We start from the raw sequence: 14,151 nt of genomic DNA on the forward strand, positions 1-14,151 counted from the left end.
TCTATGAACTAACAGGAGCACATGCCAATGTAAGCAACTGTATGGCTTGCCATAAAGGACCAGCCAATCAAACCCCAACCGATTGTAATAGTTGCCACAACGGAAATTACACAGGTGCTAAGAATCCAGACCATGCCGCCATTGGACTTTCAACAGATTGTGCAACTTGTCATACTACGGCACCGGGTTGGAGGCCAACTTCGTTTAATCATGATAACTATTATGTATTAACTGGAGGTCATGCCGTTATAGCAGCAAACTGTACAACTTGTCATAAAGGCGGAAATATTAGTAATACACCAACGGATTGTAATAGTTGTCACAACGCAAAATACACAGGTGCTAAGAATCCAGACCATGCCGCCATTGGACTTTCAACAGATTGTGCAACTTGTCATACTACGGCACCGGGTTGGAGGCCAACTTCGTTTAATCATGATAACTATTATGTATTAACTGGAGGTCATGCCGTTATAGCAGCAAACTGTACAACTTGTCATAAAGGCGGAAATATTAGTAATACACCAACGGATTGTAATAGTTGTCATAATGCAAAATACAATGCAACAACAAATCCTAACCATAAAGCCCTAGGTTTCCCTACCGATTGTGCTCAATGTCATACTACAGCTCCAGGTTGGTCGCCTTCAACATTTGATCATGGTCAATTTTATCCATTAACAGGAGCTCATGATTTAATTAAGGCAAATTGTTTACAATGTCACGTAGGAGGGAAATATTCAGGTACCCCAACTGATTGTAATTCATGTCATAATGCAGCATTTAATGGAGCTACTAGTCCAAACCATAAGGCTTTAGGAATCTCAACTGACTGTGCATCTTGTCATACTACGAACCCAGGATGGAGACCTAGTACATTCAATCATAATAATTATTATGTTTTAACTGGAGCTCATGCAAATATTGCCTCAAATTGTGCCTCTTGCCATAAAGGTGGCGATATTAAAAATACACCTACCGATTGTAATGGATGCCATAATGCAAATTATGTTTCTACCTCTAATCCAAACCATGGTGTTTTGGGTCTATCCACAGATTGTGCCTCATGTCATACTACGGCTCCAGGATGGAAACCTACTTCTTTTAATCACAATAATTTCTATGCACTAACTGGAGCACATGCAAATATTGCTTCGAATTGTGCGGCATGTCATAAAGGAAATGCTAACCAAACTCCAACGGACTGTAACAGTTGTCATAATGCAAATTATACAGCTACTACTAATCCAAACCATGCTTTATTAGGATTATCCACAGATTGTGCTTCATGTCATACCACGGCACCAGGATGGAAACCGACTTCGTTTAATCATACAAATTTCTATGAGCTAACTGGTGCCCATGCTAATATTGCCTCAAATTGTATGCAATGTCATAAAGGACCAGCAAATCAGACACCTACTGATTGTAACTCATGTCATAATGCAGCATACAATGGTGCCAAGAATCCTAATCACGCTACATCAGGGTTTTCGACTGACTGTGCTTCGTGTCATTCAACCACACCAGGTTGGAGACCTTCGACATTTGACCATAGCAGTTTCTATCCGTTAACAGGGGCTCATGCTACGGTAAGTGCATGTACACAGTGCCATATTGGAGGAAACTTTAACAATACGCCAACAGATTGTAATTCATGTCATAATGCTGCCTATAAATCTGCTGCTAATCCTAATCATACTACCGTGGGATTATCAACAGATTGTGCATCATGCCATACTACAACTCCTGGTTGGAGACCATCTACATTTAATCATAGTAATTATTTTGCATTAACTGGAGCTCATGCCAATATAGCCTCAAATTGTGTTCAATGTCATAATTCGGGAAATGTAAGCAATACGCCTACCGATTGTAACTCATGTCATAATGCAGCATATCAAGGGGCTAAAAACCCTAACCACGTTTCGGCCTCATTCTCAACTGATTGTGCATCATGTCATACAACAAATCCAGGTTGGAGACCATCGACCTTTAATCATAATAATTTCTATGTTCTAGAAGGTGCTCATGCTGCAATAGCCAACAACTGTACGCAATGCCATATTGGTGGAAATTATAACAATACACCAAATACATGTTATGGTTGTCATTCGGACAAATACAATACAGCTAAGCCAAGTCATGCATCTTCTGGATTTCCAACTTCATGTACAGATTGTCATTCGCAGAATTCATGGAAGCCAGCGAATTGGGATCACGACGCTATGTATTTTAGAATATACAGTGGAAAACACAAAGGGGAATGGAATAACGATTGTACGCAATGCCATACTACGCCTAATAATTTTAGCATATTTAATTGCCTAAATTGTCACAAGAAAAGCAAAACAGATAGTAATCACAAAGATGTGAAAAACTATGTTTACGAAAGTAATGCTTGTCTTTCTTGCCACCCAAGGGTATAAATAAAATTAATATGAAGAATACATTTGTTTCTGTAATATTACTTGTATTAATAAATTCTCAACTTTTTGCTCAAGAAAAGAAGGTTGTTGAAGGAGAAGTGACTTTTGTAAATACAAAAAACGTTTATATTAAATTTGAAAAGACCAAGGATATCACTATAAATGATACCCTTCTCCTATTAATAAATGATAAATGGACAAAGTCTTTAGTAGTCCAAATGATTTCTTCAAGGTCTTATGTTACGATACCATTGTTAAAAGAAGGTATTTTTATTGGTCAAAAAGCAGGGTATTATAAGAAAACAGCTGATGAATTATCTGAAATTGAGGAAAGAAATAAAATTGAGGAAAGAACCAATAAGCCTACACCTATTGTAAGAACCAAACTTCTTGTTAGTTCACAAGAGGATTCAAAAGAAAGAAAACAAACTTATAATGGTAGAATTATGGTTTCTACCAATGGTAGCATGAAGAAAGAGGAGCAAAGTTTTAATAGAGTTAGGACTTCTTACAATTTTGACATTTATAATATAAAAGGTGGAAAGTTTTCAGTAGAAAGTTATCTAACCTACAGACGAAGATTTGGAACTGATCAAACGCAAGATAGTTTCAATAATGATTTTAAAGTTTATACACTTGCATTATTATACGATATAAACAATAATACGAGGGCTTCTTTTGGTAGAAAAATAAATAACAGAATGGCTAATATGGGTGCTATTGACGGCCTTCAAATTGAGCATAAATACAAAAAAGTGGTTTTCGGAGGATTTGCTGGGGAAAGGCCTGATTATGATGACTATAGTATAAATCTGAATTTGCAACAAGTTGGAGCTTTTATAGCCCATGAAACTGAGAAAGGAAAAGGAATAATGCAAACTAGTTTGGCTTTTGCTGATCAAAGAAACCACTTCAAAACTGACAGAAGATTTGCTTATTTCCAACATTCTAATTCGATTATAAAAAATCTATCTCTTTTTTATTCAATTGAATTAGATCTTTTTCAAAACATTGATAGTGTCAAAACTAACAAAATTAACTTAACCAGTACTTTTGTTTCATTACGATATAAACCTTTCAAGAAATTAAGCATTACGACTACGTATGATAATAGAAGAAATGTAATCTATTATGAATCTTTCAGAACATACTTAGACCAACTTATTAATCAAGAAACAAGACAAGGTGTAAGGTTGAATATGAATTATAGAGTAACAAAATCCATTTATTTTAATGCTTCAGGTTTTTATAGATATCAAGAAAGTAAGCCTGAACCCACTAAAAACTACGTGGCAAATATTTCCTTTTCAAAAATCCCAATGCTAAAAGCTCAGCTTAATTTAAGTGTAAATACAATGAATACTTATTATTTTGATGGTAATATTTATGGAGCCAGAATTACCAAAGATTTTTTCAAAAGTAAATTATACACCGAGTTTAATTATAGAAAAGTAGACTATAGATTTGTTAATACTGAGCAGCCAAATTTGAACCAAGACATTCTAGGTTTTTCTGCAAATATTTACGGTAAAAAGAATACTTCCTTCATGTTATCTTATGAAGGAACATTCGAGCCTACAACGCAGTATAATCGATACTTTATTACTATCTCTCAAAGATTTAGAAACAAGAATTAAACCCTTTTCAATAAATTTTAATTATTTTTACAAATAAAAATTTCCTATATGAAACTCCTAAAATTATCGCTTTTAGTATTAGTGATTAATCTTTTCTCTTGCAAATCTAAGCCTAAAGTTATTGTTGAAGATACACAAGGCGGTGCTGCAAGTACCACTGCTCCTGTTGGTGCGGCTACGGGGATGACAGGTGGTGGAGATATGCACCAAGTAAAGGCAGTAGAAATCCTTCAAGCGGACAGATATAGCTACATTAAAGTATCAGAAAATGGTGGTGAGCCATTTTGGATTGCAACCGCAAAATTAGACGCTAAAGTAGGAAATGAATATTTTTACAGAGGGGGATTGTTGAAAACAGACTTTGAAAGTGTAGAGCACAAAAGAGTATTTGACAAAATATTTTTGGTTTCTGAAATTATTGACGCTGCTGCTCATCCAGGTTCAAATGGCACGGGTGAAATAGCCAACGAAGCCGCTCCTGTTAGTTTAAAAGATATTAAAGATGTACCTGGTGCTATAAAACTCAATGTAGTTTTAGGCGAAAAGGATAAATACAATGGCAAGGTTATTACAGTAGCGGGTAAAGTTGTAAAAGCCAATTATGGTATTATGAACAAAAACTGGTTTCATATCCAAGACGGTACTAAGAAAGACGGCAAATTATGTGATTTAACAATTACCTCTACTGAAAACATCCCTTTGGGTGCGGCTGTTGCTTTTCAAGGTAAGCTTTATTTAGATAAAGACTTTGGGGCTGGATACAAATACGATATTATAATGGAAGAAGCTTCTCCTTTGAAATAAAGAGAAGCTTCTTATTGATTATTGAAAAATCACAAAAGCGATTTTGTGATTTTTTTATTCTCTATCTGCCCGGTTTACGGTATAATCATAGCCGTCGTCGTCTCCGTAGGCTATTGCAAGGTCATCTAAGTCATTCCAAAAACCAAGTTCGTCTTCGCAAAACAAATACAATTCTTTGAACGAAATGTATTCCCCACCATCGTCCTCAAGCGTTTCCCAATCAAAGAAAAAATCTTCTTCTTTTTCAACATATTCTAGTATTAAGGCTTCAAGTTCTTCCGCAAAGCCTTCTGAGTCTTCAGTATAGACATAGAAATCTTTGAAAATCAAATACTCGCTATCATAAAACAACGAATCCTCATCATTTACTTCAACTCCTTCGCTATAATCCAGGTTTTCTACAGATTTTATAATCCAGCTATCATGTGAATTATAGTCATCATGCATCATATAATCATAAGGAATATAACAGTAACCTTTATGTCCCCATTCGTCACCCCAAGAGTTTCGTACAATAAAAACCCTATCAATATCCGAATATCCTACACACAACATGGCATGCCATCCGTGCGTGTCCCGCACATTATCAGACTTTTTGGGCATCGGCACTCGTCCTTTGTTTTCGCAGGCATCATCAAAGGAATCAAACGTATTTATAGCAAAAGCAATAGGGTATCCTTCGGCGAGGGTTTCTCGCCAGAGGTCAAGATCCGTATCTATAAATTCCTTGTCCACAACCTTAAAGGCAGCTCCTTGGTTGTATGCCTCTTCGTGAGGTTCGTTATTAATATTATCCTCTTCATTTGGCCACAACTCTTCAGCACATGCACCATATTCAATGAGCCCATCGATCGCACATTGCATATAGGAGCCTGAATCTTCATCTTGTGTGCCGTCTATATATCTTGCGTTATAATAGATATACAGCCGGCTTACATCTGAGGCCTCACCTAGTTCTCTTTTTGCCAAATATTCATATGCTCCAGCCATTGCATTGGCAACACAACTATTACCTACTTGGTATTCGATAGAAGATAGAAATTTCCGTAAATCAACCTTTTGAGGTAAGTAATTGTTGTTTTTTAATGACTTTTTATTAGCTCCTGCTGGCATTTTGCCAATTTTGTAACCACCTATGCGGTTTTTCATTTTTAAGAAATTAAATATTGATAATTAATAAGCCAATAAAAAAAATAAATAAAACAAAAAAAGGCCCAGCAGCCCACCTTTTTGATTTTTGTGACCAAGTTTTGTAAATACAAAAAAACACAAAAAAGGGGTACAGCAACATTAGGCCAATGATAATGTATGGCCCAACTGATTCTGTAGAGCCAGGTGAATCAAATACCATTAAAGACATCGGTGCAGAAATAACCCATAGGACCAAAGTACCAGCATTAAAAATGGTAAGGAGAATTAATAGTATTTTCATGGCAAAAATCTAATGATTTTAGGTTTTCGGAGGCAATAATAGTGAAATTTTTTTGCTCAAAAACAGTTTGTCTTATTTTTTTGGAATATTGAACTTTAGTTATCTAATTGCATATAAAACACAATAACTATGGCTACTTTATTTTTGGGTAATTTTGGACTTACAGAACTATTTGTAATATTGTTTATTATACTAATTCCCTTGTCACTTGTATTTTGGATAATTGCAATCTTGGATTTGATCAAAAGGCAGTTTAATGATCAGTCTACCAAATTAATTTGGGCTTTAGTTATATTACTAGTTCCGTTTTTTGGCTCTATTTTATATTTTTTAGTTGGCAAAAAGGGAGGAGTTTTAAAAGTAAATTAGCAATTTTAAAGAATTTATTCTTTTCATTTGATAAAGTGATTCTAAAGAAAAACAGTAACCCAACAATAAAAATATGAGCAAGAAAAACAAAAATGCTGCAAACCTGAAAACAAACAATGCAGCTGCTCCTAAAATTACGTCTATTGAAACCACAAAATTTTCAATGTTTGATAACAAATGGCTTACATATTCCATTTTGGCTATTTGTATATTCATAGCATATTTCAGGGCGTTTAACAATGATTTTGTAGGCTGGGATGATAATGCTTATGTATATGAAAACCAAGATGTTTTAAAACAAAATTGGGGTCGATTACTAAGGGCTATTTATGAGGCTAACTATCACCCATTGACTATGCTAACACTTGGAATCAACGCCTTGGTTTCTAAAAAAGCAGGTATTTTTATATTTACCAATGTGATCATTCATGTACTTAATTCTATTTTGGTATTCGTTTTTATTAAAAAGCTTACTAGAGGAAGTTTGAATGTAGCTTTTTTCACTGCTTTAATATTTGGTATTCACCCAATGCACGTAGAGTCAGTTGCTTGGGTTTCAGAAAGGAAAGATGTACTTTATACTTTCTTTTTCCTGCTTTCTTGTATTTATTACGTCAAATTCATCGAAGAAAAAACGAGAAAATATCTTAGCCTCTCTCTGTTAATGTTTTTGCTTTCCTGCCTTTCCAAAGGTATGGCGGTGGTTTTGCCGATGGTTTTGGTTTTAATAGATTATTGGTTCTCAGGTAAAATCACGCTAAAAGATTTTTTGTCGAAATGGCATTTTTTTGGTTTGGCTTTACTCTTTGGTTTGATCGCTTTAAACGCTCAATCTGGGGGAACATTTGGCGGTTTATTCCTTAGAGCAAGCGAAGGCTCTGCGATGAATCAACATTGGGGCTTTTCTGACAAATTACTTTTTGCAGGCTATGGCTTTTTTATGTATATCGTCAAACTTATTGTTCCTTTTAATTTACATCATTTTTATGCTTACCCGTATACCAATGAAGTCAAAAGCAGTATTTATTACATTCTTCCTGTATTCAGTTTAATACTTTTGCTCATAAGCGTTTTATCGTATCGGAAAAATAAAATCTTGTTTTTTGGCATTGGATTCTATTTTGTAACCTTGATTTTGGTACTTCAAATTATAGCAGTTGGCAACGCTACTATGGCAGAAAGATATACTTACATACCTTATATTGGTTTAATATTCGCAGCAGTATATACCTTAAATAGTGTTTTAAGTCATAATAAATTGATATTGTTTGCAGGAGTAGCTTCTTTAATTTTTGTATTTTTAACTGCGAGACAAGTAGATACATGGAAGGACACAACCGCATTGCTGGAAAATTCACTTCCCCATCACCCCGACGATTCTTATTTGGCAAGTTCATTGGCTACTATTTACGCTAAAAATGGCAGAATTGACGAGGCAATAAAGATTTGTAGTGGTCCAATTTCTAGGGGAGCTGCAAATTCAAAATTTTACGAAATTACAGGGAATTCATATTTTCTTAAAAATGATTATAAAACCGCAATAAAGTTTTACAATGACGGATTGCAGTTTGCCAAGGATAGCACTGAGAAAAACACACTTTATCGTAATATGGGCGTAACTTTTCAAAAAACAGATCAAAATGAAGCATTAAAATATTTTACGCTGGCTTATGAATTGAAAAAAGACGTGGATTTACTGAAACTTAGAGGAGGTACTAATCTCGCCTTAGGGAAATACAATGAAGCATTGGCCGATCTAAATGAAGTTTACACAAAAGGTTTTGCTTCAGATAGTACTTTTACCGATATGGCGGTTGCAAAATATGAGTTAGGGGATAGAGTAGGTGCTGTAAAAGATCTAGAGATGGCATTAAAGTTGAATCCCAGCAATGAGCTTGCAAGAAACAATTTAAAGGTTTTGGGGATAAATTGAGTAGGTTTATTAATATCAATTATGGGATTGTTTTATAGTGCAACAGATAAAGAATTATTAGAATTAAGAAATAAGGTTTTTCTTGCCAAAGGAATTCAAGCATTAATAAGAAATAATTTCGAAAAGTCTCTATTTCGTTTGACCACTTTTGGTAGAAATAATTTAAACGATTTTCAATACGAATTTTGTAGAATTGATAAAAACAAATTCTTATTATTCGTTAATATAGATATTTGTAGGGGAGATAAATATGTTCAAATATACTTAAACATATTCGAATTGCATCCAAACCCACTTTCATTAGATAATTTGTTGGGGTTAAATGGTTTGGAGTTTAGAATGTACCCCAATTCAAATTCGAGAATGAGATTGAGAGTTGATGACTCACGAGGAATTCCAGTTTTAAATCTTGATTTATTTAAGCAGCATAAAATTAGGACATATTTCACTAAAACTGGACTAATTCGAGAGTTAGAAAGACTTGGAAATTTATTAGAGGATGATTTATTATCAATAGATTCTTTCATTAAAAGATGGCACGAAATGCACAATCCAACAATGACTGATTGGGAAGGAAATATAATTTAAAAAATTTGTTTAATTTCAAAAATGCACCTGGGGTAAATAGTACTAAACAGATTACAACCATAAAATGAATAAATCAATTTTGAATAAGTTAACAAATTCAATTAATAACTTCAGAATTAATAGTAAACTTAGTATAAATAAAGATTTTCTTTTTTTAGAACCGACAAATGAGTTATTGAGAGGATATTGTATTAATAAGTCGGGACTTAATAAAATGCAATTTGAATTAAGATACTTTGTATTCCCGTTATATAAACCATCAGAAACTATTAAACTTACTTTTGGTGGTACTATTCTAAATAATAAAAGACAATGGTGGGAATTAAACGAGGAAAATGGTGAAGTAATTGCTAAAGAAATAGCAAGTAAGATGGTAGATGTTGAGAACTCTTTTTTTGCCAAAATTTATGACAGTTTGAGTTTCCTGAATTATTATTATAAAGATAGAAAAATAAACTTCCGTTATTACGAGGCTATTGCATTATCAGCATGTTATTCAAAACAAAAAAATAGAATAGAAATATTAAAAGATCTAAAATCATTTTGTAGCAATCGAGAAAATGTTAATAATCCTTTTGCGAAAAAGATCATTAGTAATATTGAACTATTACTGCAATCCGAAAATATGCAGACTTTTCTTAATTTATGGATGGATGAGAATAGAAAGAGAATTGGAATAGAATAAATATAAAGCTTGACAATAATCATATTGAAGATTAATGTTTTGTTAGCCATCCTAATTCGTTTAGATAATGAACCAAATTTATATTAACAAAAAAGAATTTTATGAACTAAGGAATTTTGTAAGCGATAACTTATTTCAAGTTGAAGATTCGAATTCAAGTATAATGATTTCTTTCTCGCATAAGCAAAAAGAAGAGATTTTAGAAATTCTGGGCAATAAAATTTTAAAGATTGGTATAACAAATGGTATAATCAATTCTAAAGGTTTAAAGATTGAGCATTTGATTGATATTTTTCAATAGAAAATTGAGGTTAATTTTTTTGTTTAAATCGAAAAATTAAGTATTCTAAGTCTTTAATAGTAATAGATTTTTGCCAATTTGCTAAGTAAAAGACTTATTCATAATTATTCATATTTTTAAAATAGGAACACATTTGGAGACGCAAAAGATCTTAAAACCGCTTTAAAAACCATCCGAACAACGTGGTTGCAAGAAACAATTTAAAGGTTTTGGGGATCAACTAACTCACTCCTGCAAAATAGCCAAAACCAATCTAATGGCATTTTCGGCTGCAGGCTTCATGAATATTTGAAAATCTAGGTGGGCATCGTTATTGGCATTGTCTGAGCAGCTTCGGATGATTATAAAAGGCACTTTTTGTTGATAGGCTATTTGGGCTATAGCTGCACCTTCCATTTCGGTGGCTAAAGCACCAAATGTTTTATAAAGCCATTTAGCTTTTACCGAATTGCTCAAGAACACATCGCCAGTAGCTATTTTTCCAATAAATATTTTGGGATTATGTTCCCCAACTTTCAGGGTTTTCAGATTTGGAATTACCTTTCTTGCTTTTGCAAGAAGCGTACTGTCAGAAACAAAATACAGAGGATTCAGCTGGTTATTCGCAATATTCTGTGTGGGTCTCACTAGGTATTCATCATTGGCCAAATGCCTCGCATAATCATGATGGAATATAGAATCACCCACAACAATATCTCCAGGCAATGCATCTGGATGTAATCCTCCAGCAACGCCCGTAAAAATTATTTCACTGATTTGGTATTTTTCCAAAAGCAAGGCTGTCGAATAAGCCGCATTTACTTTGCCAATTCCAGCTTTCATTATTACCACATTTTTGTTTTCCAGTTGGCCTTCGTAAAAAGTCAAATCTTTATATTTTACAATCTTTTTGTCTTCCAAATTTTCAGTTAAAATCCGTATTTCCTCTGGCATAGCACCAATTATACCAATTCTTTGGCCAAAAAGAGAGACGGTTGAAATACAAAAAAGAAAGATAAAATTTAGACGCATAAGGCTAAAACGGATAAAATATTAATGATAATTAAGGTCAAGGAAATGTCTTCTTTTTTTCCTACAAAAAACTTCAAAATGGTCCAAGCCAAAAGGCCAAAGACAATACCTTGCGTAATACTGTAGGAAAAAGGAATTAAAGTTAAAGCCAAAAATGCCGGAATACCTTCATCCATTTGGTTCCATTTGATGAGTTTGATAGGTTCTAACATAAAAGCCCCTACCAATACCAATGCAACAGAACTTGCTACAGCAGGCACCATAGAAACCAAGGGAGAAAGAAACATCAATGGCAAAAACAAAAAAGCAGCCACTATGGCGGTTTGGCCTGTTTTTCCACCTTGCGAAATTCCCACCGCAGACTCAATAAATGCCGTGCCTGGGCTACTTCCTGAGATTCCAGCCACTAAAGTTGACATGGCATCGGTCAGAAGAGATTTTCTTAAATTTTTAGGTTCGCCGTTTTCTTCTTTTAGTCCTGAGGCTTCAGATAGGCCAACCAAAGTAGAAATACCGTCGAACAAGTCTGTAAAGGCAAAAACGAAGATAACAGGAAGGAAGGCAAATTTAAAGCTGCCTAAAATATCCAAAGAAAAGAGAAGGCTGAAATCTGGTGCTGAAAACAAGCCCGAATAATTTACCACAGTAGATAAACCAAAGTTATAAGCAGCAGCATCGCCCCACCATCTTCCTATCGGAATGGCCAAAACTGTGGTGGCTATAATTCCGTAAACAATAGCACCTGGGGTTTTTCTAATTAGTAGAATCGCCGTAAAAAATAATCCCGCGAAAAACGTAATTGTATTCGGGTCTTTTAAAGAGTTTAAACCAACCAAAGTAGCTGGATTGTCTATAATAATATGGGCATTTTGTAATCCCACAAAGCAAATAAATAAGCCAATGCCTGCCGAAACTGCATGCCTTATTGCTTTAGGAATAGCCCTCAAAACATTTTCTCGAACATTGAAAAATGAAATCAACATAAAAAATACCCCAGCCCAAAATACAGCACCCAAGGCTTGAGGATAAGTTAAACCCAAATGTTTCACGGCAGTAAAAGTAAAGAATGCATTCATACCCATGCCTGGAGCTACTATTATTGGGTTTTTGGCATACCAGCCCATCATTAAGCTGCCAAAAAATGCAACTATAATTGTAGATGTAACTACCGCATTAAATGGCATCCCAGCTTGTGATAAAATAGCGGGGTTCACAATTACGATATAAACAGTGGCTAAAAACGATGAAATACCAGCAAATACTTCTGTTTTGTTTAATTTCATTCCTTAGGGTTTTGGAATGGTAAAGCTACAATTTCTTGGCAAAATATGTATGCGGCGTCAGGATATAAATCAAAAAACAAATCAGGTTCAATCATCTCAATTTCCATCAGCAAAAATCCATTTTGTGTCATTACACCATCTACACGGGCGTAAGTGGAACCTTTTCCAGAAATTTCCACAATATTTTTTGCTATTAAAAGTAAATCTTTTGATGGTTCAAATTTGAGATATTTAGCTCCATATTGTTTCTGAACCCTAAAGTCCCCCACTTTGGGTACTTTCTGTATGGCATGAGAAAAATTTCCATTAAAAAAGATCATAGAAATCTCTCCCGCATTTTGTATTTCTTCCAAGAAAGGTTGAATAAGCCAATCTCCTTCGCCAATTTTTGAGTCTAAAATTTCTGAAGTCAAAGTTTCGGTTTCAAAAACCTCTGTTTCATGAGATCCAGCAGAAACGGCCGGTTTGATTACCACTTTTTTCCATTTTTTTAAATCTTCCAAATTGATATTTTCGGATGAAAAGATAGTTGGGATGATATTTACCCCTAGCTCTTTTAGCTCTTTCAAATAAAACTTATGCGAATTTTTAAGAATGATCTCGGGAGCATTTAACAACTTGGTTTTAGAATCAATAAACAGTGAAACCCAAGACTGAAACTTTTCTGGTTTCAGATAATAATCCCATGTGCTTCTAATCAAAACTATGTCATATTGTTCCCAGTCGCTTGCAGGATTGTCCCAGATTTCAGCGGTGACTATGAAACCTTTTTCTTCAAAATGTGGAATCAAAAGTTTATCGTTTTCGGTTAAATTGGGCAATTCGGTGTAAGTAGCAAAAGCTATTTTTGGCATAATTTGATGAGAAATTTTAGCAAATATATTGGATTTTGATAGCATGCATTATATAGTCTTATAAAATTAGGAGGTACTTTATAAAATATTTTATAAATTTGAATTTCAAAAACCCTTAAAACCTGAAATGCAGTACCCATCAGAATCTAGAATAATGCTCGCTATCGATTGCTGTATTTTTGGATTTGATGGCGAAAATCTCAAGATTTTGCTAATCAAACGTAATTTTGAGCCTGAAATGGGAAAATGGTCTTTGATGGGTGGGTTTTTAAAGTCAACTGAAGACCTTGAAGATGGAGCTAAAAGAATTTTGAAAGATCTTACAGGTCTGGACAATATATATATGGAGCAGCTCAACTCCTACGGAAATATCAACCGTGACCCGGTAGAACGAACCGTTTCTATTTGTTTTTTTGCATTGATAAACATCCAAGAACATGATATTGAGGAGGCTAAATCCAAAAATGGGTATTGGTTTGATTTCAATAAAAAACCAGAGCTGATTTTTGATCATGATCAAATGGTTGAGAAAGCTTTAAGCCAAATCAGATATAAGGCTGCATTGCACCCTATTGGCTTTGAGCTTTTACCAGAAAAGTTCACAATTCCTCAATTGCAGAAACTTTATGAGGCAATTTATGGAACAACTCTTGATAGGCGAAATTTTAGTAGAAAGATTCTTTCTACCAAACTCTTGATTGATACTGGCGAGAAAAACGAAAATTCTTCTACTAAAAAAGCCGCACTTTTTAAATTGGATCAAGCTAAATATGAAAGCCAATTTAACGCTTTCCACTATTTTGTGAATTTATAATTCATTTCTTG

The 14,151-nt window shown here is 34.3% G+C and carries 13 protein-coding genes; 9 read left to right on the plus strand and 4 right to left on the minus strand.

Going from position 1 to position 14,151, the window contains the following annotated elements; translation table 11 throughout:
- The 3 genes from EGI22_RS12515 to EGI22_RS12525 all read left to right on the plus strand — a co-directional run.
- Positions 1-2,429: hypothetical protein (locus EGI22_RS12515; RefSeq protein ID WP_255068797.1), on the plus strand; the 2,429-nt coding region annotated here is incomplete at its 5' end.
- Positions 2,430-2,440: 11 nt separating this feature from the next.
- Positions 2,441-4,066 carry a hypothetical protein gene (locus EGI22_RS12520; protein WP_255068798.1) on the plus strand — a complete coding sequence of 542 codons (1,626 nt, stop codon included), beginning with the start codon at positions 2,441-2,443 and terminating at the stop codon, positions 4,064-4,066.
- A gap of 48 nt (positions 4,067-4,114) precedes the next feature.
- On the plus strand, positions 4,115-4,870 hold the full coding sequence (locus EGI22_RS12525; protein WP_255068799.1) for a GW dipeptide domain-containing protein: 756 nt from the start codon (positions 4,115-4,117) through the stop codon (positions 4,868-4,870).
- A gap of 54 nt (positions 4,871-4,924) precedes the next feature.
- Here the strand turns inward: EGI22_RS12525 and EGI22_RS12530 are convergent, their stop codons facing one another.
- Complete coding sequence (locus EGI22_RS12530) at positions 4,925-6,019, minus strand: C1 family peptidase (RefSeq protein ID WP_255068800.1); 1,095 nt, start codon at positions 6,017-6,019, stop codon at positions 4,925-4,927.
- A gap of 149 nt (positions 6,020-6,168) precedes the next feature.
- Here EGI22_RS12530 and EGI22_RS12535 point away from each other — a divergent pair, with 149 nt between their 5' ends.
- The 5 genes from EGI22_RS12535 (at position 6,169) to EGI22_RS12555 (ending at position 9,877) form a co-directional block, all read left to right on the plus strand.
- Positions 6,169-6,315: a hypothetical protein gene (locus EGI22_RS12535; RefSeq protein WP_255068801.1), complete on the plus strand. Its 147-nt coding sequence runs from the start codon at positions 6,169-6,171 to the stop codon at positions 6,313-6,315.
- Between the two features lie 116 nt (positions 6,316-6,431).
- A complete protein-coding gene (locus EGI22_RS12540; protein WP_255068803.1) occupies positions 6,432-6,671 on the plus strand; it encodes a PLDc N-terminal domain-containing protein in 240 nt (79 codons plus the stop codon).
- Positions 6,672-6,744: 73 nt separating this feature from the next.
- On the plus strand, positions 6,745-8,604 hold the full coding sequence (locus tag EGI22_RS12545) for a hypothetical protein (RefSeq protein WP_255068804.1): 1,860 nt from the start codon (positions 6,745-6,747) through the stop codon (positions 8,602-8,604).
- 21 nt (positions 8,605-8,625) lie between these two features.
- Positions 8,626-9,192, plus strand: coding sequence for a hypothetical protein (locus EGI22_RS12550; RefSeq protein WP_255068805.1), 567 nt, complete (start codon positions 8,626-8,628; stop codon positions 9,190-9,192).
- A gap of 64 nt (positions 9,193-9,256) precedes the next feature.
- Positions 9,257-9,877: a hypothetical protein gene (locus EGI22_RS12555; protein WP_255068806.1), complete on the plus strand. Its 621-nt coding sequence runs from the start codon at positions 9,257-9,259 to the stop codon at positions 9,875-9,877.
- 526 nt (positions 9,878-10,403) lie between these two features.
- On the opposite strand, the gene EGI22_RS12560 is transcribed toward EGI22_RS12555, so the two are convergent.
- The 3 genes from EGI22_RS12560 to EGI22_RS12570 are packed head-to-tail and all read right to left on the minus strand — an operon-like array spanning position 10,404 to position 13,326.
- Complete coding sequence (locus EGI22_RS12560) at positions 10,404-11,189, minus strand: 5'-methylthioadenosine/adenosylhomocysteine nucleosidase (RefSeq protein WP_255068807.1); 786 nt, start codon at positions 11,187-11,189, stop codon at positions 10,404-10,406.
- Positions 11,180-12,472, minus strand: a complete 1,293-nt coding sequence (locus tag EGI22_RS12565) for an NCS2 family permease (protein WP_255068809.1) — start codon at positions 12,470-12,472, stop codon at positions 11,180-11,182. Before EGI22_RS12565 ends, EGI22_RS12560 begins: the two co-directional genes overlap by 10 nt.
- Positions 12,469-13,326: a RimK family alpha-L-glutamate ligase gene (locus EGI22_RS12570; RefSeq protein WP_255068810.1), complete on the minus strand. Its 858-nt coding sequence runs from the start codon at positions 13,324-13,326 to the stop codon at positions 12,469-12,471. Before EGI22_RS12570 ends, EGI22_RS12565 begins: the two co-directional genes overlap by 4 nt.
- A 127-nt stretch (positions 13,327-13,453) precedes the next feature.
- On the opposite strand from EGI22_RS12570, the gene EGI22_RS12575 reads away from it, so the two are divergent.
- A complete protein-coding gene (locus EGI22_RS12575) occupies positions 13,454-14,140 on the plus strand; it encodes an NUDIX domain-containing protein (RefSeq protein ID WP_255068811.1) in 687 nt (228 codons plus the stop codon).
- Positions 14,141-14,151: the final 11 nt, after the last annotated feature.

The sequence above is a fragment of the Lacihabitans sp. LS3-19 genome (genome assembly GCF_024343575.1).
Lineage (GTDB): Bacteria > Bacteroidota > Bacteroidia > Cytophagales > Spirosomataceae > Leadbetterella.